Source organism: Enterobacter cloacae complex sp. SHL001 (assembly GCF_049236825.1).
GTDB classification, from domain to species: domain Bacteria; phylum Pseudomonadota; class Gammaproteobacteria; order Enterobacterales; family Enterobacteriaceae; genus Enterobacter; species Enterobacter hormaechei_C.
This window is the reverse complement of sequence record NZ_JBMKIP010000001.1, coordinates 845,164-864,591: the sequence shown is the minus strand read 5'-3', so window position 1 is coordinate 864,591 and position 19,428 is coordinate 845,164. Positions and strand designations below refer to the sequence as shown.

At 54.7% G+C, this 19,428-nt stretch carries 20 protein-coding genes; 2 read left to right on the top strand and 18 right to left on the bottom strand.

The window, feature by feature from the left end; translation table 11 throughout:
- The first annotated feature begins 94 nt into the window (after window positions 1–94).
- Window positions 95–298: a twin-arginine translocase subunit TatE gene (gene tatE / locus ACOTYH_RS04255; RefSeq protein ID WP_421637568.1), complete on the top strand. Its 204-nt coding sequence runs from the start codon at window positions 95–97 to the stop codon at window positions 296–298.
- 80 nt (window positions 299–378) lie between these two features.
- Here the strand turns inward: tatE and lipA are convergent, their stop codons facing one another.
- From lipA to leuS, 14 genes are all read right to left on the bottom strand, one after another.
- The gene (gene lipA / locus ACOTYH_RS04250; RefSeq protein WP_006809637.1) at window positions 379–1,344 is read right to left on the bottom strand and encodes a lipoyl synthase; all 966 of its coding nucleotides are present in this window, start codon (window positions 1,342–1,344) and stop codon (window positions 379–381) included.
- A gap of 207 nt (window positions 1,345–1,551) precedes the next feature.
- Window positions 1,552–2,505 (bottom strand): YbeF family transcriptional regulator, encoded by a 954-nt coding sequence (locus tag ACOTYH_RS04245; protein WP_032647690.1) that lies wholly within the window; start codon window positions 2,503–2,505, stop codon window positions 1,552–1,554.
- A 291-nt stretch (window positions 2,506–2,796) separates the two neighbouring features.
- Window positions 2,797–3,438, bottom strand: coding sequence for a lipoyl(octanoyl) transferase LipB (lipB, locus tag ACOTYH_RS04240; protein ID WP_017382471.1), 642 nt, complete (start codon window positions 3,436–3,438; stop codon window positions 2,797–2,799).
- 94 nt (window positions 3,439–3,532) lie between these two features.
- Window positions 3,533–3,796, bottom strand: coding sequence for a DUF493 family protein YbeD (ybeD, locus tag ACOTYH_RS04235; RefSeq protein WP_003858718.1), 264 nt, complete (start codon window positions 3,794–3,796; stop codon window positions 3,533–3,535).
- Window positions 3,797–3,903: 107 nt separating this feature from the next.
- Window positions 3,904–5,115 carry a D-alanyl-D-alanine carboxypeptidase DacA gene (dacA, locus tag ACOTYH_RS04230; protein WP_003858714.1) on the bottom strand — a complete coding sequence of 404 codons (1,212 nt, stop codon included), beginning with the start codon at window positions 5,113–5,115 and terminating at the stop codon, window positions 3,904–3,906.
- 139 nt (window positions 5,116–5,254) lie between these two features.
- Window positions 5,255–6,361: an endolytic peptidoglycan transglycosylase RlpA gene (gene rlpA, locus ACOTYH_RS04225; RefSeq protein WP_032652961.1), complete on the bottom strand. Its 1,107-nt coding sequence runs from the start codon at window positions 6,359–6,361 to the stop codon at window positions 5,255–5,257.
- A gap of 16 nt (window positions 6,362–6,377) precedes the next feature.
- Window positions 6,378–7,490, bottom strand: a complete 1,113-nt coding sequence (gene mrdB, locus ACOTYH_RS04220) for a peptidoglycan glycosyltransferase MrdB (protein ID WP_015571139.1) — start codon at window positions 7,488–7,490, stop codon at window positions 6,378–6,380.
- A gap of 2 nt (window positions 7,491–7,492) precedes the next feature.
- Window positions 7,493–9,394 carry a peptidoglycan DD-transpeptidase MrdA gene (gene mrdA, locus ACOTYH_RS04215; protein WP_015571138.1) on the bottom strand — a complete coding sequence of 634 codons (1,902 nt, stop codon included), beginning with the start codon at window positions 9,392–9,394 and terminating at the stop codon, window positions 7,493–7,495.
- A gap of 28 nt (window positions 9,395–9,422) precedes the next feature.
- Window positions 9,423–9,890 (bottom strand): 23S rRNA (pseudouridine(1915)-N(3))-methyltransferase RlmH, encoded by a 468-nt coding sequence (gene rlmH, locus ACOTYH_RS04210; protein WP_003858701.1) that lies wholly within the window; start codon window positions 9,888–9,890, stop codon window positions 9,423–9,425.
- A gap of 3 nt (window positions 9,891–9,893) precedes the next feature.
- Window positions 9,894–10,211 carry a ribosome silencing factor gene (gene rsfS / locus ACOTYH_RS04205; RefSeq protein ID WP_003858696.1) on the bottom strand — a complete coding sequence of 106 codons (318 nt, stop codon included), beginning with the start codon at window positions 10,209–10,211 and terminating at the stop codon, window positions 9,894–9,896.
- Window positions 10,212–10,479: 268 nt separating this feature from the next.
- Window positions 10,480–11,145 (bottom strand): nicotinate-nucleotide adenylyltransferase, encoded by a 666-nt coding sequence (nadD, locus tag ACOTYH_RS04200; RefSeq protein WP_033486409.1) that lies wholly within the window; start codon window positions 11,143–11,145, stop codon window positions 10,480–10,482.
- The gene (gene holA / locus ACOTYH_RS04195; protein WP_349402237.1) at window positions 11,138–12,169 is read right to left on the bottom strand and encodes a DNA polymerase III subunit delta; all 1,032 of its coding nucleotides are present in this window, start codon (window positions 12,167–12,169) and stop codon (window positions 11,138–11,140) included. The genes nadD and holA overlap by 8 nt, the downstream gene beginning before the upstream one ends.
- Entirely contained in the window at window positions 12,169–12,738 is a 570-nt protein-coding gene (gene lptE / locus ACOTYH_RS04190; RefSeq protein WP_006809628.1) for an LPS assembly lipoprotein LptE, read from the bottom strand. The genes holA and lptE overlap by 1 nt, the downstream gene beginning before the upstream one ends.
- A 14-nt stretch (window positions 12,739–12,752) precedes the next feature.
- Complete coding sequence (gene leuS, locus ACOTYH_RS04185; RefSeq protein ID WP_421637567.1) at window positions 12,753–15,335, bottom strand: leucine--tRNA ligase; 2,583 nt, start codon at window positions 15,333–15,335, stop codon at window positions 12,753–12,755.
- A gap of 214 nt (window positions 15,336–15,549) precedes the next feature.
- On the opposite strand from leuS, the gene ACOTYH_RS04180 reads away from it, so the two are divergent.
- A complete protein-coding gene (locus ACOTYH_RS04180; protein WP_003858689.1) occupies window positions 15,550–16,032 on the top strand; it encodes a zinc ribbon-containing protein in 483 nt (160 codons plus the stop codon).
- Between the two features lie 56 nt (window positions 16,033–16,088).
- Here the strand turns inward: ACOTYH_RS04180 and rihA are convergent, their stop codons facing one another.
- From rihA to gltJ, 4 genes are all read right to left on the bottom strand, one after another.
- A complete protein-coding gene (rihA, locus tag ACOTYH_RS04175) occupies window positions 16,089–17,030 on the bottom strand; it encodes a pyrimidine-specific ribonucleoside hydrolase RihA (RefSeq protein ID WP_045349826.1) in 942 nt (313 codons plus the stop codon).
- Window positions 17,031–17,149: 119 nt separating this feature from the next.
- Complete coding sequence (locus ACOTYH_RS04170) at window positions 17,150–17,875, bottom strand: amino acid ABC transporter ATP-binding protein (protein ID WP_017382465.1); 726 nt, start codon at window positions 17,873–17,875, stop codon at window positions 17,150–17,152.
- The gene (gene gltK, locus ACOTYH_RS04165; RefSeq protein WP_003858686.1) at window positions 17,875–18,549 is read right to left on the bottom strand and encodes a glutamate/aspartate ABC transporter permease GltK; all 675 of its coding nucleotides are present in this window, start codon (window positions 18,547–18,549) and stop codon (window positions 17,875–17,877) included. The genes ACOTYH_RS04170 and gltK overlap by 1 nt, the downstream gene beginning before the upstream one ends.
- Window positions 18,550–19,290 (bottom strand): glutamate/aspartate ABC transporter permease GltJ, encoded by a 741-nt coding sequence (gene gltJ, locus ACOTYH_RS04160; RefSeq protein WP_015571133.1) that lies wholly within the window; start codon window positions 19,288–19,290, stop codon window positions 18,550–18,552. It abuts the gene before it with no gap.
- Window positions 19,291–19,428: the final 138 nt, after the last annotated feature.

The window sequence follows — 19,428 nt, the reverse complement described above, 5'->3', positions numbered from 1 at the left end:
TTACAGATTGCTATTGTGTGCACGCGCCAAATGACCGTTAATACGTTCAGGTTTTTTGGCGGAATGCAGCCTGTTTCATGTAAAGAAGGTATTTATGGGTGAGATTAGTATTACCAAACTGCTGGTGGTTGCCGCACTGGTCGTCCTGCTGTTCGGTACCAAGAAGTTACGCACGCTGGGTGGAGACCTGGGTGCTGCCATTAAGGGCTTTAAGAAAGCAATGAACGATGACGACGCGGCAGCAAAGAAAAGCGCCGAAGATGACATCACTGCACAGAACCTTTCACACAAAGAGTAATGGCAATACTGCAAGGCTTGCATAAAAAAACCGGCTCACGAGGCCGGTTTTTTGTTTTACTGTAAATAAATTTTACAGCTTTATTTCACTTCTTCGCCCTTCGCCTGCATATCGGCGTGATAAGAGGAGCGAACAAACGGACCGCACGCGGCATGGGTAAAGCCCATCGCCATCGCTTCGGCTTTCATTTCATCGAACTCATCCGGGCTCACGTAACGCTGTACAGGCAGGTGGTGACGGCTTGGCTGGAGGTACTGGCCCAGCGTCAGCATGGTGACGCCGTGGCGGCGCAGATCGCGCATCACTTCAATGATCTCAGCGTTGGTTTCACCCAGGCCGACCATCAGGCCAGACTTGGTTGGAATATGCGGATGGGCTTCTTTAAAGCGTTCCAGCAGCTTCAGCGACCAGTTGTAGTCTGCACCGGGACGTACCTGACGGTAGATGCGCGGTACGTTCTCCAGGTTGTGGTTGAACACGTCTGGTGGCGTCGCGGTCAGGATATCAAGCGCGCGATCCATACGGCCACGGAAGTCCGGCACCAGCGTCTCAATCTTAATGTTCGGGCTTTTTTCGCGGATGGCGGTAATACAGTCAGCAAAATGCTGAGCACCGCCATCGCGCAGATCGTCACGGTCAACGGAGGTGATAACAACATAACGCAGCGCCATATCGGCAATCGTCTGCGCCAGTTTTTGCGGTTCGTTTGCGTCAGGCGCAACAGGACGGCCATGGGCAACGTCACAGAACGGACAGCGGCGGGTGCAGATGGCACCCAGAATCATAAATGTCGCGGTACCGTGATTGAAACATTCAGCAAGGTTAGGGCAGGAGGCCTCTTCACAGACAGAGTGAAGGCCATTTTTGCGCATCGCCGCTTTGATCCCCTGGATACGCGAAGAGTCGGCCGGAAGTTTGATTTTCATCCATTCCGGTTTTCTTAACAGCGCCTCGCGCTCTGTAGCCACGTTTTTAACCGGGATAAGGGCCATTTTATCGGCATCGCGGTATTTAACACCGCGTTCCATCACAATGGGTTTACTCATAGCGTGCGTGTTCCAGTTGCGAATATCGAAGGAAAGCGTTTCAATTCAAGGGAATGTTGTAATTATCAACTATTTTTGAACGAACGACAGGCAGTATATCATTTAAAGGGGCGATAAAGCAGCCTGCCAGGTCGCCAATTTGTAAAATAGTTGTTGTTTTGTGCCTTTTGCCCCGCTTGCGGCAGGGGCTTGTGCTGAAAGGCGGGATCAGAACGCCTGGCGGATCACGTTAATGACGTTTTCCAGCACCGGATCGCGCAGGCTTAGCTTGTTATAATGCAGTGAGATTTCAACAGATTCCGTCGTAAGTTGACTCAATGGAATGCTCTCCAGCGGCCAGCACTTTTGAAGCAGAGTGAAGAGACGCACAGGCATAATACAGAGCAAATCGCTGCTGCCAATCAGGGCCGCGAGGGTAAACATATTGTAACTGCTGAAGCTGATCAGACGGTCCGGGAACAGTTCGTCAATACGCTGGCGCAGCGGATCCGGACCCTGCCCCTCGGACATAAAGGTTGCATGTTCGTAATGACGCAAATTTTCAGGCGTCAAAGCTGCGCCCAAAGCAGGATGACTCTGACGACATACGAGCGCCAGAGAGTCGGTATAGAGAACGTTATGCCCTAATGCCCTGGCCGCGAAGCTGTTGCTGTCGATGATAAGGTCCGTCTGGAATTGTGCCAGCTGAGTTTCCGGATCGTTAACGGGCACGTTGCGGATCAGCAGCTGTGGCGCATGCTGTTTAACAGCCTGGTAAATAGCGGGCATGACCAGAACGCCCACAGAGGGAGAGGTGCCTATGGTGATGGTTCGTTGCTTATCGTAACTGCCGGTGAGATCCAGCGCGCCCAGAATCGATTCCAGACCCTGGCTGATGTACTCATGCAGATGGGTGGCGTACGCGGTGGGGGTTACGCCCTGGCCTTTACGAATAAATAAGGGATCGGGAAATATCGCGCGCAATTTTTGAATTGACTGGCTAATAGCGGAGGGCGTGAGATTAAGAATTTTCGCAGCATTAACGATACCTTTGTGGACATATACCGCCTCAAAAATAGTCAATAAATTGAGATCAATATTACGTAAAGTCCGGAAAATTTGCGGCTTATCTTCGCCGCTGGTTTCATTCAGGCGTTTGGCTGGTAAATTAGTAGGCTCCACGCTCTTACTCCGTATCCATTCACAATATGAATGATAGTTGAATTTATTTATTATGCTTGCAGAGATTCGTAAAGTGTTTCGTAAGTTTCCCTTGTTTATCGAAAACAAGCAGTTGGGTGATTATCACGCACGTTACACGATACCCGGTGATGGTACTATTAAGGTTCTAATTAATATGGGACGCTAATATATGGGCGACTCGAAAATATAGAATATGCGGTTTATTGTAAAGCGTAAATGCGGTAATTAAGCAGTGGCTGGTCAAATAACCGAACCACTGCCGGAAGTGTGTTAAGCAGCAATATATTCGTAGTCAGGATTGTTAAGCAGCGCTAAAAACTTCTTCAGAAGCACGGGGCGGATATTCTCAGGGGTGGCGGTATCGACCCACTGGCGCATTTGCGTCATTTCCATACCGGCATACCCGCATGGGTTGATGCGCTGGAAAGGGGTCAGATCCATATTGATATTCAGTGCCAGCCCGTGGAACGAGCAGCCTTTACGGATACGCAGCCCCAGCGAACAGATCTTCATCTCTCCCACGTAGACGCCCGGGGCATCGGCGCGAGGGTGAGCATCGATACCGTACTCAGCGAGCGTGTTCACCACGGTTTGTTCCAGTAAGGTCACGAGCTCACGCACGCCCAGCTTTCTGCGTTTCAGGTTAAGCAGGACATACATTACCTGCTGGCCCGGGCCGTGGTAGGTTACCTGTCCACCGCGATCGCTCTGGATCACCGGGATATCACCCGTCATCAATAAATGTTCGGCTTTTCCTGCCTGGCCTTGAGTAAACACCGGCAAGTGTTCTACCAGCCAGATTTCATCAGGGGTGGTGTCATCGCGCATATCGGTAAAGTCATGCATAGCCTGAGAGACTGGCTCGTAAGGCTGTAGCCCAAGATGGCGGACAAGAATTTTATCCTGGTACAAAAGGACGTCTCCGAAGACAAGGGAGAATAGGTAACGGGGAGTATATCACAGCGGGGAAGTGGGTTACCCGGCAAACCGGGTAACCGCTGAGGGACTACAGCACCATACGAACAATTTCGATATTGCCGAGCTCTTCGTACAGCGTCTCAACCTGCTCAATATGTGTTGCAGTGATGGTGATTGAGACCGAGTGGTAGTTACCTTTGCTGCTCGGTTTGACTGATGGAGAGTAGTCACCCGGCGCATGGCGCTGTACCACTTCAACCACCTGATCAACCAGCTCAGGTTTCGCCAGACCCATTACTTTGTAAGTAAAAGGGGTAGGGAATTCAAGCAGTTCGTTAAGTTTGGTTTTCATGTCAGCTCCGGCGTGTGTATAAAAAATAATAACTCCCGCCACGGGGCGGGAGTTTTACTGATACGTAGTATATGGGGATCAAAATCACACTTTCAAGTGTTCGATTTTTAACCAAACCAGTGATGGAACATCAGCTTAATGTAATCAATGATTTTGCCGAAGAAATTGCCTTCAGGAATTTCCTCCAGCACCACCAGCGGGCGCTGATCGATGGTTTTGCCATCCAGCTGGAAGTTAATCGTACCCACGACCTGATTCTTTTGCAGCGGGGCGTGCAGCTCGGTGGTATTCAGCACGTAGCTGGCTTTCAGATCTTTCATACGACCGCGTGGGATCGTCAGATAGAGATCTTTGTCCACGCCCAGGGAAGCGCGATCGTTATCGCCAAACCAGACAGGTTCAGAGGCAAATTCTTTACCGGCTTTCAGCGGGTTCACGGTTTCGAAGAAGCGGAAGCCCCAGGTCAGCAGCTTTTTGCTTTCCGTTTCGCGGCCTTTAAACGTACGTCCCCCCATCACGGCAGAGATCAGACGCATCTGGCCTTCAGTGGCGGAGGCCACCAGGTTATAGCCAGCTTTATCGGTGTGGCCAGTTTTGATGCCGTCGACGTTCAGGCTGTTGTCCCACAGCAGGCCGTTACGGTTGGTCTGACGAATGCCGTTGAAGGTGAACTCTTTCTCTTTGTAGATAGAGTACTCGTTTGGCACATCGCGGATCAGCGCCTGACCGATCAGCGCCATGTCACGCGCGGAACTGTACTGACCCTCGGCGTCCAGGCCGTGAACGGTCTGGAAGTGGCTGTTTTTCAGGCCCAGGGCGGAGACGTAGCTGTTCATCAGGCCCACAAATGCGTCCTGGCTGCCCGCTGCAAAATCGGCCATGGCCACGCAGGCGTCGTTACCGGACTGCAAGTTGATGCCACGGATAAGCTGAGAGACCGGAACCTGCATGCCTGGCTTCAGGAACATCAGCGATGAACCTTTGAACACCGGGTTGCCGGTTGCCCACGCATCGTTTCCGATGGTCACCAGGTCGGTTTCTTTGAATTTGCCTGCTTTCATGGCCTGGCCGATAACATAGCTGGTCATCATTTTGGTCAGGCTGGCCGGATCGCGGCGGGCATCGGCGTTCTGTTCTGCCAGAACTTTGCCGGAGTTGTAATCAATCAGGATGTAGGATTCCGCGTCGATCTGCGGAACGCCAGGGATCATGGTCTTGATGTTCAGGTCGTCCGCGTGAGCTGCGGAGAACGCAGCAGCGCAAAGGGCCGTGGTCAGCGCCATGCGCTGCACAAAACGAGCAGAAAAAGTGGTCTTCATGGTCAGAACTACGACATCCGTGATGGAATTAAAAAAAGTGCCTTACTATAGCAAATGCTATACGGGCAGGCATCCGACTTTCATCATGAGAGTGTTAACGTGCTTTACACAAACTGACATTTCGGATACCACCGAATAATTATTTTGCAACAGCGATAAACGACTGGAGCTGCGCCTCGCTCTGCAAACGCTGTTGCAGGGACGCTGCCTGCGATTTGCTGGCAAACGGACCCATCTGGATACGCCATACCGCACCGTTTTGCTCAACGCGGCCTGGCACGCCAAACTGCTTGCTTAAACGCTGCTGATATTGCTCTGCACGGGTCCGATCGCTGACGGCGCCAACCTGAACCACGTAGCTGCCGCTCGCCGTCGCAGGCGCCGCAGTCTGCGTAGCAGCAGGCGCGGTCACCGGGGCGGCTTGTGTAGCGGGTGCAGCAGCGACGGGCGCAGGCGCTGGGGCAGGTTCATTTGATTCAATCACGCCCGGCGCTAACGTGGTGGGTGCGCCAAGGAAACCACTGCTTTTCACCGGGGCGCCGGTCGCGTCTTCACTTTGCAGCGTATCGTTGCTGATAGCACGCACTTCACCCTGCGGCTGTGCGGGCTCTGCCGGCGTTGAAGCCCCCCCCATACCACCGCTCAGATCCGGGCGAGCGGGCAGGGCATAGGTCTGTTTCGCGACCGTGGTACAGGCCGTGCCCGGGCCAGACAGTGAACCATCCTGCGCCACGATAATCGGGTCGATACGCACTTTAGTATTGTTTGAGGTGTTCAGACGGTCGGCAGCCGCGCGGGACAGGGAGATCACGCGATCGGTGCCGTAAGGACCGCGATCGTTGATACGCACCACGATCATTCGGCCATTCGCCAGGTTAGTGATGCGTGCATAGCTCGGGACAGGCAACGTCGGGTGTGCCGCCGTGATCTGCATCGGATCGAAGGTTTCACCCGACGCGGTCAGATTGCTGCCGGGCTCAGCGTCATAGATGGCAGCAAAGCCAGCCTGGCTGAAACGGGAAGGATCCTGAACGATTTTATAGCTTTTACCGTCGCGCTGATAATCCTGATTCACGCTGGCGTTCAGCGGTTCATAAACGGGATCGGCACCGCTAATCTCAACAATCGGGCCATTACAGACCGCAGGCTGCGGCGGCGCGACGGTTGCCTGTTGCTGACCATCATCACTTGTACAGGCGGCAAGTAAACTTGCTGCGATGCAGATCCCCAGCCACTGCTTACGCATTGCGATCCCCTTATTTTTATACGCTTTTGGACAACATTTTCCTGTGGGTATGGATCGACATGACGATACCAAACCCGGCCATCAACACGATCAGTGCCGAGCCCCCGTAACTCACCAGCGGCAGCGGTACGCCAACAACCGGCAGAATACCACTCACCATACCAATATTTACGAAGACATAAACGAACAAAATCAACATTAATCCGCCTGCCATCACGCGACCAAAGGTGGTTTGCGCGCGCGCGGCAATCCACAAACCTCGCATGATCAGCAGCACGTAGAGTGCAAGCAGCACCAGGATGCCAACCAGCCCTAACTCCTCAGCCAGAACGGCAAAGATAAAGTCGGTGTGGCGTTCCGGTAAAAATTCGAGCTGCGACTGCGTACCGTGCAGCCAGCCTTTACCACGCAGGCCTCCGGAGCCAATCGCAATCTTCGACTGAATAATATGATAGCCTGCGCCCAGCGGATCGGTCTCGGGATCGAGCAGCATCATAACGCGCTGACGCTGGTAATCATGCATCAGGAAGAACCAGAGGATGGGGATAAAGGCGGCAACCAGCACCACGGCGATACCGATCAGACGCCAGCTCAGGCCGGACAGGAACAGGACGAACAGGCCGGATAGGGCGATAAGAATTGAAGTCCCGAGGTCCGGCTGTGCGGCCACGAGCAGCGTCGGCAGGAAAATCAGCACCAGCGCAATGGCGGTATTTTTCAACGACGGCGGGCAGACGTCGCGGTTAATAAAGCGCGCCACCATCAGCGGGACGGCGATTTTGGCGATTTCCGACGGCTGGAAGCGAACAATCCCCAGATCCAGCCAGCGCTGTGCGCCCTTCGAGATGGCACCGAAAGCATCTACTGCCACCAACAAAATGATACAGAAAATATAGAGATAGGGCGCCCAGCCCTCGTACACGCGCGGCGGTATTTGCGCCATCACCACCATAATGACCAGACCCATGGCGATCTGGCCGATTTTACGCTCCATCATGCCGATATCCTGGCCGCTGGCGCTCCAGATAACGAGGGCGCTATAGACCAGCAGAGCCAGCAGGATCAGCAGCATGGCAGGGTCGATGTGGATCTTGTCCCACAGCGATTTTTTATTCGGATTATCCGTCATGATTATTGGTCCTCCGCCGCAGCGGCTGCCGGGTTTTCAGCTGGCAGTTCGGTGTTGTTGTCACCCAGCATGATGTGGTCGAGGATTTGACGCATGATGGTACCCACCGCCGGGCCTGCGCCGCCGTTCTCAAGAATCATCGCCACCGCAACCTGCGGGTTATCATAAGGGGCAAACGCCGTCATGAGCTTGTGGTCACGCAGACGTTCGGCAATTTTATGTGCGTTATAAGTTTCATTCGCTTTCAGACCGAAAACCTGAGCCGTACCTGATTTCGCGGCAACCTTATACGGCGCGCCAGCGAAATATTTGTGCGCCGTCCCGTTAGGACGGTTGGCTACACCGTACATGCCGTCTTTCGCGATTTCCCAGTATCCGGAATGAATGTCACCCACCGGCGGCTCGTGCGGCTGTATCCATGGCACTTTTTTGCCGTCTTCAACGGTGCTTTGCAGCAGGTGCGGCACTTTCACAACGCCATCGTTAATGAGGATCATCATCGCCTTGTTCATTTGCAGCGGCGTTGCCGTCCAGTAGCCCTGGCCGATCCCCACCGGAATGGTGTCACCCTGATACCAGGGTTTTTTAAAGCGCTTCAGCTTCCATTCGCGGGTTGGCATGTTGCCGGAACGCTCTTCCGCCAAATCTATGCCGGTGTAATGCCCGTAGCCGAATTTGCTCATCCATTCAGACAGACGGTCAATACCCATGTCGTAGGCAACCTGATAGAAGAAGGTATCCGCCGACTCCTCCAGTGATTTGGTCACGTTCAGATGGCCGTGGCCCCATTTTTTCCAGTCGCGGTAGCGTTTCTCAGAGCCAGGCAACTGCCACCAGCCGGGGTCAAACAGACTGGTATTGCGGGTGATGACGCCCGCGCTCAGCGCAGACACGGCGACATACGGTTTAACCGTTGAAGCTGGAGGATAAACCCCCTGTGTCGCGCGATTCACCAGCGGCGTGTTTGGATCGTTGAGCAGGCCGGAGTAATCCTTGCTGGAGATGCCATCCACGAAGAGGTTCGGATCGTAGCTTGGCATCGAAACCATCGCCAGAATACCGCCGGTACGCGGGTCGGTCACAATAACCGCAGCACGGCTACCCGCCAGCAGCGTCTCGATATACTGCTGTAGCTTCAGGTCGAGCGTCAGATAGACGTCATGCCCCGCCTGCGGGGGAACCTCTTTCAGCTGACGGATCACGCGGCCACGGTTGTTAACTTCAACCTCTTCATACCCGGTCTGACCGTGCAGCACGTCTTCGTAATAACGTTCGATCCCCAGCTTGCCAATATCATGGGTTGCGGCGTAGTTAGCCAGCTTGCCGTCTTTATCAAGGCGTTCGACGTCTTTATCGTTGATTTTGGAGACGTAACCAATGACGTGCGTCAGCGCGGAGCCGTAAGGATAGTAGCGGCGTTTATAGCCTTTGACTTCCACACCGGGGAAACGGTACTGGTTAACGGCAAAACGGGCGACCTGCACTTCCGTCAGGTTGGTTTTTACCGGAATGGAGGTGAAGCGGTGAGAACGTGCGCGCTCTTTTTTGAACGCAGCGATATCGTCATCAGTCAGGTCGACAACGCTTCTCAGCGCGTTCAGCGTATCCTGCACGTTATCCACTTTCTCGGGCATCATCTCTATCTGGTAGATGGTGCGATTAAGCGCCAGCGGCGTGCCGTTACGATCGTAGATAATGCCGCGGCTGGGCGCGATGGGCACCAGCTTGATACGGTTTTCGTTTGAGCGGGTCTGGTAATCGGTATAGCGGACAATTTGCAGATTATAGAGGTTGGCGATCAGCACGCCGGTAAGCAGCAAAATCCCCGTAAAGGCGACCAGCGCCCGGCGCACAAACAGCGCGGACTCAGCCGTATAGTCGCGAAAAGAATTCTGTAGTTTCATCCGCTGCTTAAATTACCCTGGTCAGTCATTACTCGCGGTGATAAGGGTGGTTGGTAGTGATGCTCCATGCGCGATACAAACTTTCTGCCACGAGAACCCGTACAAGCGGGTGGGGCAGCGTCAGCGCCGAGAGTGACCAACTTTGTTCTGCTGCCGCTTTGCAGGCGGGAGATAACCCCTCTGGTCCGCCAATCAACAGACTGACGTCCCGACCATCCTGCTTCCAGCGCTCCAGTTCGTGCGCCAGCTGCGGCGTATCCCAGGGTTTGCCCGGGATATCGAGGGTCACGATGCGGTTTTTGCCTGCGGCAGCCAGCATCAGCTCTCCCTCTTTATCGAGAATACGTTTGATATCTGCGTTCTTGCCGCGCTTTCCTGCTGGGATCTCCACCAGTTCGAACGGCATATCTTTTGGGAAACGACGCAGATACTCAGTAAAACCGGTTTGTACCCAGTCCGGCATTTTGGTGCCGACGGCGACCAGTTGCAACTTCACGCATTAACCCCAGAGTTTTTCCAGCTCATACAGGCGACGGCTCTCTTCCTGCATGACGTGGACAATCACATCGCCGAGATCGACAACCACCCAGTCAGCGGTCGCTTCACCTTCAACGCCCAGCGGAAGCAGCCCTGCCGCGCGCGATTCCTGAACAACATGGTCAGCAATCGAAACAACGTGACGAGTTGAGGTCCCGGTGCAGATGATCATGCAGTCGGTGATGCTGGATTTACCCTTAACGTCGATAGCGATGATGTCCTGACCTTTCAGGTCATCAATTTTGTCGATAACAAAATCCTGGAGTGCTTTACCCTGCAAGTTTTCCCCCTGGGTGTATGAGATTGTACAACTATGAATTCGTGGTCAGTCAGTATACCTGAACTGACGCCAGTCGCGGGACAAATGTCACCGCCCGGCTTTTGAAGGCGGGTATCATCCCACCCTCCGCCTGATATTGCATCGCCATTTTTGTAAAACAATTTCTGTAAAGCAGCGATCGGCGGGAAAGTCTGGCAGCGGAGGATATCAGTATGGCTTAGCCTGTCAAGGCAGGATAATCATTAACGGACAATTTCGCCGGCGATGCTCAGACATCTGTACTTTTCTGATACAGACCGTGTGCGTGGATATAGGCCAGCACGGGCGAGGGGAGGAGATCGTCACAGTCTAAACCCTGCTGGAGACGCTCGCGGATGAGGGTTGCGGAAATATCAAACCACGGCGTTTCAGCGAGATAAATTTTCCCGGCGGGGAGACTGTGCAGGTCTTCTATATTGTCCGTCAGATGCGCGTCAAGCCACTGCTGATGCTGTGCGTCGCGCATGTTCAGCGGGTAGCCCGGACGGCGGCAGACCAGCAGATGACTGTTTTCCAGAATGGTTTCGTACTGGTACCAGCTGGGAAAGTTGAGCAAGGAATCCTGGCCGATGATAAACGCCAGCGGTTTCATGGGCCCTTGCTCAGCGCGCCACTCCCGCAGCGTTTGCGATGTCCAGGAAGGGGTATCCCTGCGCAGTTCACGCTCATCCAGCGTGAAGAGAGGCTTATCGGCGATAGCCAGTGCGAGCATCGCTTTACGCTGCTCGCTGGTTGCTTCTGGCTGAGGACGGTGCGGCGGAACATTGTTGGGCATGATGATTACCCGCTGCAACCCAATCAAATTCGCGAGGATTTCTACCGGCTTAAGATGCCCATAGTGTACCGGGTCGAAGGTCCCGCCATACATTGCCTGTAAAGAATGCATATCACCCATCGATAAATACGTCTGCCAGCGCCTTATGGCAGAGCAGCAAAGAGAGGCTCTCCAGCTCCGCCCAGACAGACTGGCCGTAATCCTGTTTTAACGTCAGTTCGGCGCGCATCAGAAGTTGTACTGCCTGACGCAACTGCTCCTGGCTCAGGCGGTTTATCGCCTCCGTGGTCATCGCCCGACGGTTTTGCCAGACGCGATGTTTGTCGAATAAGGCGCGCAGGGGCGTGTGTGCTGACTGGCGTTTAAGGTTGTTCAGCAGCAGTAATTCGCGCTGGAGCGTACGGAGCAGGATGACCGGCTCACTCCCTTCCAGGCGCAGCTGTTGCAGGATGTGCAGAGCACGCTTACTTTTCGCCGACAGCAGCGCATCAACCCAGTGGAAGGGGGTAAAGTGCGCGGCATCATTCACCGCCTGTTCCACGCGCGGCAGCGTCAGCTTACCATCGGGCCACAGCAGGGCGAGCCTGTCCAGCGCCTGCGCCAGTGCCAGAAGGTTGCCTTCGTAGCAGTAGCACAGGAGCTGACTGGCGGCCTCATCCAGCTGCAAATTGTGCTGCTTTGCTCGCGCGGCAACCCATTTTGGCAGATGCGCCTGCTCTGGCGTCTGGCAGGTGACCAGCACCGCACTGGGGGCTAGCCGGGTAAACCAGACCGCGTTTTCCTGCGCTTTTGTGAGTTTGTTGCCGCGTACGATAAGCAGCAGATCGCCGTGTAACAAACTCACCAGCATAGCCAGCTGTTCATTGATGGCAGCGTTAGGACCATTCTCCGGCAGCAGGATCTGGATTGTCTGACGAGAGGCAAACAGGCTCATGGCCTGACAAAGCGAGAAGATAGCGTTCCAGTCGGTACTGTTATCGATCTGGAACGTATGATGTTCATCGAAACCCTGCGCGGCTGCCGCATGGCGAACCGCATCAAGGCTTTCCTGAAGTAACAGGGGGTCATTGCCGAGTAGCAGATAGGCCGCGCGCAGCCCTTCGTTGAGCTGCGCGCGGAGTTGTTCAGGATACAACCTGATCATCAGTTACCCAGAGACGTTGGCATATCCGGCGTGCTGGCATCCGGTGTTTCGATGACGTCAGCGCCTTTTTTCGTCGACGCGGCAATGGCAGGCAGTCTGCGGATCAGCTGTTCCGCGGCCTTATCGTACATCTCTTTGATGATAATCTGCTGTTCGGCGTCTTTTGCCAGCGCCGTCTGCGGGTTATCGAAGAACGAGCGGTAGACTTTGGTATTGATAGGGTAAATATCTTTACCTGGCATCAAGACGGCCGCATCAACGGTAAGCACCATCTGATATTCCGCCGTTCGCCCATCCTGGAAGATCGAGGCCGTATCTTGTGACAGCGTTGATTTCAGGACGCGAAGCGAAGGAACATCCTGACGCAGGGTTCCCTTCTCGATCAGCTCAACATCGTTCAAACGCAGCTGGTTACGAATGGCCCGGCTTAGCGGTCCGTTCGGATCGGATGAGTCGAAGATCATCGTTTTCATCTGAGCAGGCACTGCCGTGGTGTTGCGCAGGTGCCAGCCACAGCCAGCGGTGACCAGCACCGCCAGAGATAAGAGTATTGTTGCCAGTTGTCGCACGTTTCCTCCCGCGCTTAGCCAACGACCAGATTCAGCAGTTTACCCGGTACGTAGATCACTTTACGTACGGTAACGCCCTCAAGGTATTTCGCGACCAGATGCTCCTGGCCTGCGCGCTCGCGAACCTGTTCTTCGGTTGCGTCGACCGCGACGGTAATTTTACCGCGCACTTTACCGTTAACCTGCACCACCACCAGCGTGGTGTTTTCCACCATAGCGGATTCATCCGCCACTGGCCACGGCGCGTTGTCGATATCGCCTTCGCCTTTCAGCTCCTGCCACAGGGTGAAGCTAACGTGCGGCGTGAACGGGTTAAGCATGCGAACGACCGCCAGCAGCGCTTCACGCATTAAGGCGCGATCCTGCTCGCCGTCCTGCGGGGCTTTCGCCAGCTTGTTCATCAGTTCCATAATAGCCGCAATTGCGGTATTGAAGGTCTGACGACGACCAATATCATCGGTGACTTTCGCAATGGTTTTATGAACATCACGACGCAGCGCCTGCTGATCTTCGCTCAGTGCAGCCACGTTCAGCGCTGGCGCATCACCCTGAGAGGTGTGCTCGTACACCATTTTCCAGACGCGTTTCAGGAAGCGGTTTGCCCCTTCAACGCCAGATTCCTGCCATTCCAGCGTCATATCTGCCGGGGAGGCGAACATCATGAACAGACGCACGGTGTCAGCGCCGTAACGCTCAACCATTACCTGCGGGTCGATACCGTTATTTTTCGACTTGGACATCTTGCTCATGCCGGTATACACCAGTTCATGACCTTCGGCGTCTTTCGCCTTCACGATACGGCCTTTCTCGTCGCGCTCCACAATCGCATCAACCGGAGAAACCCAGTTACGCTCGCCGTTCGCGCCAACGTAGTAGAATGCATCTGCCAGCACCATACCCTGACACAGCAGCTGTTTTGCCGGCTCGTCGGAGTTGACGAGGCCTGCGTCACGCATCAGTTTGTGGAAGAAGCGGAAGTAGAGCAGGTGCATGATGGCGTGTTCAATGCCACCGATGTAGATGTCTACCGGCAGCCAGTAGTTTGCTGCATCGGAATCCAGCATGCCTTCTTTGTACTGCGGGCAGGTGTAGCGCGCATAGTACCAGGAGGATTCCATAAAGGTGTCGAAGGTGTCGGTTTCACGCAGCGCTGGCTGACCGTTGACGGTGGTTTTCGCCCACTCAGGATCGGCTTTGATCGGGCTGGTGATGCCGTCCATGACCACGTCTTCCGGCAGGATCACCGGCAGCTGATCTTCCGGCGTTGGCATCACGGTGCCATCTTCCAGAGTCACCATTGGGATTGGCGCACCCCAGTAACGCTGACGGGAAACGCCCCAGTCGCGCAGACGGTAGTTCACTTTACGCTCGCCCACGCCCAGGGAGGCCAGCTTGTCGGCGATGGCGTTGAAGCCTTCTTCGAAGCTCAGGCCGCTGAACTCACCGGAGTTAAACAGGGTGCCTTTTTCAGTCAGCGCTTGCTCAGAGAGATCGGGCTCAGAGCCGTCAGCGGCAAGAATAACAGGCTTGATGGTCAGGCCGTATTTGGTGGCAAATTCGTAGTCGCGCTGGTCGTGACCCGGCACGGCCATCACTGCGCCTGTGCCGTATTCCATCAGTACGAAGTTGGCTGCCCAGACAGGGATCGCTTCGCCCGTCAGCGGGTGAATGGCTTTAAAGCCGGTATCAACGCCTTTTTTCTCCATCGTCGCCATGTCGGCTTCGGCCACTTTAGTATTGCGGCATTCGTCGATGAAGGTCGCCAGTTCCGGATTGTTTTCTGCCGCTTTCTGCGCCAGCGGGTGACCTGCGGCCACGGCCAGGTAGGTCGCGCCCATGAAGGTGTCCGGACGGGTGGTATAGACGGTCAGGGTCTGGTCGTAGTTCTCAACGTTGAAGGTAATTTCCACACCTTCGGAACGGCCGATCCAGTTGCGCTGCATGGTCTTAACGGTATCTGGCCAGTGGTCCAGATTATCCAGATCGTTCAGCAGTTCGTCAGCGTAGGCGGTGATTTTGATAAACCACTGCGGGATCTCTTTACGCTCTACTTTGGTGTCGCAGCGCCAGCAGCAGCCGTCGATAACCTGCTCGTTCGCGAGAACGGTCTGGTCATTCGGGCACCAGTTAACGGCAGAGGTCTTCTTGTACACCAGGCCTTTTTTATACAGCTCGGTAAAGAATTTCTGCTCCCAGCGGTAGTATTCCGGGGTACAGGTTGCCAGCTCGCGACTCCAGTCATAGCCAAAGCCCAGCATTTTCAGCTGGTTTTTCATGTACGCAATGTTGTCGTACGTCCACGGAGCCGGTGCCGTGTTGTTTTTCACCGCCGCGCCTTCAGCAGGCAGGCCGAACGCATCCCAGCCGATAGGCTGAAGAACGTTTTTGCCCAGCATACGCTGGTAGCGCGCAATCACGTCACCGATGGTGTAGTTACGCACGTGGCCCATGTGTAGTCGACCAGAAGGATAGGGAAGCATCGACAGGCAGTAATACTTCTCTTTGCTCTCGTCTTCGGTTACTTCAAAGGTGCGCTTCTCGTCCCAGTGTTGCTGGACTTTTGATTCTATCTCTTCCGGGCGGTATTGCTCTTGCATGGCAGCCAGTGGTCCTGTGTTCAATACAGCTACAAATGTAGCCAATGGATGTGGTAATTCAGATCCGCATAGCATAGCCCAAACGCCCGCGTCAAAACAGCCTTTCACGCAAATGCACTTTGCAGGAATTTACCGGGTCTGTGCTTCACCTGACAAAGCGGCGGCGAAATAAGGTCTATTATTAGAGACAGTTACTTACCCGGGAGGCAAAATGATGAACAAGGTTGCTCAATTTTACCGTGAACTGGTAGCGACTCTGACGGAACGGCTGCGTAACGGCGAGCGTGATATCGACGCGCTGGTCGAACAGGCACGCGCACGCGTGACGCAAACGGGTGAGTTAACGCGAACCGAAGTGGAAGAGGTGACGCGCGCCGTGCGCCGTGACCTGGAGGAGTTCGCGCGAAGCTATGAAGAGAGCCAGGACGAGATCGCCGACAGCGTTTTTATGCGGGTCATCAAAGAGAGCCTGTGGCAGGAGCTGGCGGATATTACCGATAAAACTCAGCTGGAATGGCGTGAGGTGTTTCAGGATTTAAACCACCACGGTGTCTATCACAGCGGCGAAGTAGTGGGGTTGGGGAACCTGGTGTGTGAGAAGTGCCACCATCATATCGCCGTTTATACGCCGGAGGTGCTGTCGCTGTGTCCGAAGTGCGGGCACGACCAGTTCCAGCGTCGGCCATTTGAGCCGTAGGTAAAAGCAAAACTGTTTGCACCCTCTCCCTGTGGGAGAGGGGCGGGGTGAGGGCATCAGGCCGCAGAATAATAAGCCAGCCGCTCCGCCAGCAAATCCACAAACGCTTCCCGATCGATATCCACCATCACCGTGGTATTCGGCTTGTTTCCCGTCAGCGAGTAATAGTCCACCACCGTCATTCCCTGGGTATATTTCCCCTGTGTTTCCACACCAACCCAACGCTCGACCGTGGTAAACATTTCCGGCTTCAGCAGCCAGGCGATGGTGCATGGGTCATGCAGCGGGGCGCCGTGGAAGCCCCATTTCTCGGCTTTGTGATACTCCATAAAGAAGTCGAGCAGCTCGGCCACGGTCGTTGCAACCGGGTTGCCCACGGCGCGGAAGCGTTCAATATCGTCTGTCATAATCTGTGCCCGATGCGTCACGTCCAGCCCCGCCATCACAATCGGCAGGCCCGACTGGAAGACGATTTCCGCGGCTTCCGGGTCAACGAAGATGTTGAACTCTGCTGCTGGCGTCCAGTTCCCCAGCCCCATTGCCCCGCCCATGATGACGATACAGGCGATGTTGCTGTGCAGTTCAGGATGGCTGTTCAGCAGCAGCGCAACGTTGGTCTGCGGGCCGGTCGCCACCAGCGTCACGGGCTCTGCGCTCTCACGCAGCACCTTCGCCATGAGCTCGACGGCAGTGCAGTTTTGCGGTGCGAAATTCGGCTCCGGTAGCGCCGGGCCATCCAGCCCACTTTCACCGTGAACATTATCCGCAATGATCAGCTCGCGCATCAGTGGCTTAACGGCGCCACCTGCGACCGGAATATCGGTGCGTTTCAGCAGCGTCAACATGCGCAACACGTTTCGTAAGGTTTTATCCGGCGTCTGGTTCCCGGCGGAGGAGGTGACAGCTTTTACGTCCAGTTCAGGGGAAGCAAGAGCAAGGACGAGTGCGATCGCGTCATCATGACCCGGATCGCAGTCGAGAATAATTGGCTGTGCCATAGCGTTCTCCACTCTCAGCATTATTTGTGACAAGGTTAACGCTGCGATGTGACGCCGAATAGAAAAAGAGATCTAAAGCGTGAAGCAGTGCGCAATCCGCAGATTGCGCACTAAAAAGATTAATGCAGGATTTTGGCGAGGAAGTCTTTTGCACGTTCAGATTTAGGATTTGCGAAGAACTCTTCTTTTGGTGAGTCTTCAACAATTTTCCCTTCATCCATGAAGATCACGCGGTTGGCCACTTTACGGGCGAAGCCCATTTCGTGCGTCACCACCATCATGGTCATCCCTTCGTGCGCCAGCTCCACCATGACGTCCAGCACTTCGTTGATCATCTCAGGGTCGAGCGCGGACGTCGGCTCATCAAACAGCATTGCCACCGGATCCATGCACAGCGCACGCGCGATTGCCACACGCTGCTGTTGGCCGCCCGAAAGCTGGGCCGGGAACTTATTCGCATGCGCAGACAGCCCGACGCGTTCCAGCAGCTTCAGCCCCTTTTCGCGCGCCGCTTTTTTGTCGCGCTTCAGCACTTTGACCTGCGCCAGCGTCAGGTTCTCAATGATGGACAGGTGAGGGAACAGCTCAAAATGCTGGAACACCATCCCTACGTGGGAGCGAAGCTGGGCAAGGTTGGTTTTCCTGTCATTTACTTTGGTGCCGTTAACGACAATCTCGCCCTGCTGGACAGGTTCCAGCCCATTAACGGTTTTGATAAGCGTGGACTTACCGGAACCGGACGGGCCGCATACCACTACCACATCGCCTTTTTTTACTTCTGTTGAGCAGTCGGTCAGCACCTGAAAGTGCCCATACCATTTAGAAACATTTTTCAGGGAAATCATTATACCGTCCTTTTCTTCAGCCAGCTGACCAACAGCGATGCGCTTAAACTAATCACAAAATAGACCCCGCCCGCGAAGAGGATCATCTCAACCTGCGTTCCGTCACGTTCGCCAATGGTGGAGGCGGTACGGAAGAAGTCTGCCAGACTCAGCACGTAGACCAGGGAGGTATCCTGGAACAGGACGATGCCCTGCGTCAGCAGCAGCGGAACCATGGCGCGAAACGCCTGCGGCAAAATAATGAGCTTCATGGACTGCCAGTGCGTCATACCGAGCGCCAGCGCAGCGCTGGACTGCCCGCGAGAGATACTCTGAATACCTGCGCGGATGATCTCTGAGTAGTAGGCGGCTTCAAACATGGAAAACGCCACCATGGCAGAGATCAGGCGGATATCGGTCTTTGGCGACAGTCCCAGTACGTTCTGTAAAAAGCCGGGAACAATCAGATAAAACCACAGCAGCACCATGACCAGTGGAATGGAGCGGAATACGTTAACGTAAGCCGTGGCAAACCAGGCGAGCGGCTTAAAGCTCGACAGGCGCATCACTGCCAGCAGGGTGCCCCAGACGATACCGACGATAATGGCGATAACGGTGATCTTTAAGGTGATTGCCAGTCCATCCAGCAGATAGGGCATGGAGGGAACAATGGAACTCCAGTCAAAATCGTACATTTATTTGCCCCCCAGATTGCCCGGCAGGCGTACTTTGCGTTCAACCAGGTTCATCACCAGCATGATGAAAGCGTTAATCAGAACATAGGCGAGCGTGATCGCCGTGAAGGATTCCCAGGCGTGAGCGGAGTAATCCAGCAGTTTGCCCGCCTGCGCCGCCATATCCACCAGACCGATGGTTGAGGCGATGGCCGAGTTTTTTACCAGGTTCATCATCTCGGACGTCATCGGCGGAACGATGACGCGGTAAGCGTTAGGCAGCAGTACATAACGGTAGGCCTGGGGCAGAGTCAGGCCCATTGCCAGTGCCGCATTCTTTTGCCCGCGCGGCAGTGACTGTATGGCGGCACGTACCTGCTCGCAGACGCGCGCAGCGGTGAACAGCCCCAGACACAGCATAGAGGAGACAAAAAATTGTACGTTAGGATCCAGCTCGGCCTTAAACCACATGCCGAGATCTTCCGGCAGCAGTTCCGGGATCACCAGATACCAGGTAAAGAACTGCACGATCAGCGGAACGTTACGGAACAGTTCCACATAGAGCGTGCCAATCGAAGAGAGAAAACGGTTAGGGACGGTACGCAGAATACCGAACAGCGAACCGACAAGAAACGCGATAATCCACGCCGTTATCGATAACGCAACGGTAACCTGAAAGCCGCTCCACAGCCAGCCGAGATAGGTGGTGTTGCCGAACGGGGCTTGTTGCAGAAAGATGCCCCAGTTCCAGTCAATTGACATAGTAAACTCCAGAAAAAAAAGGGTAGCAGCGCTACCCTCGAAGATTGGTGAGAAGCTCAATTTTTGCGCTGAGTGGGGAACGACCACTCAACGTATAGTCTGTCCATGCTTCCCGACAATCGAGAGGGCAGGAGATCC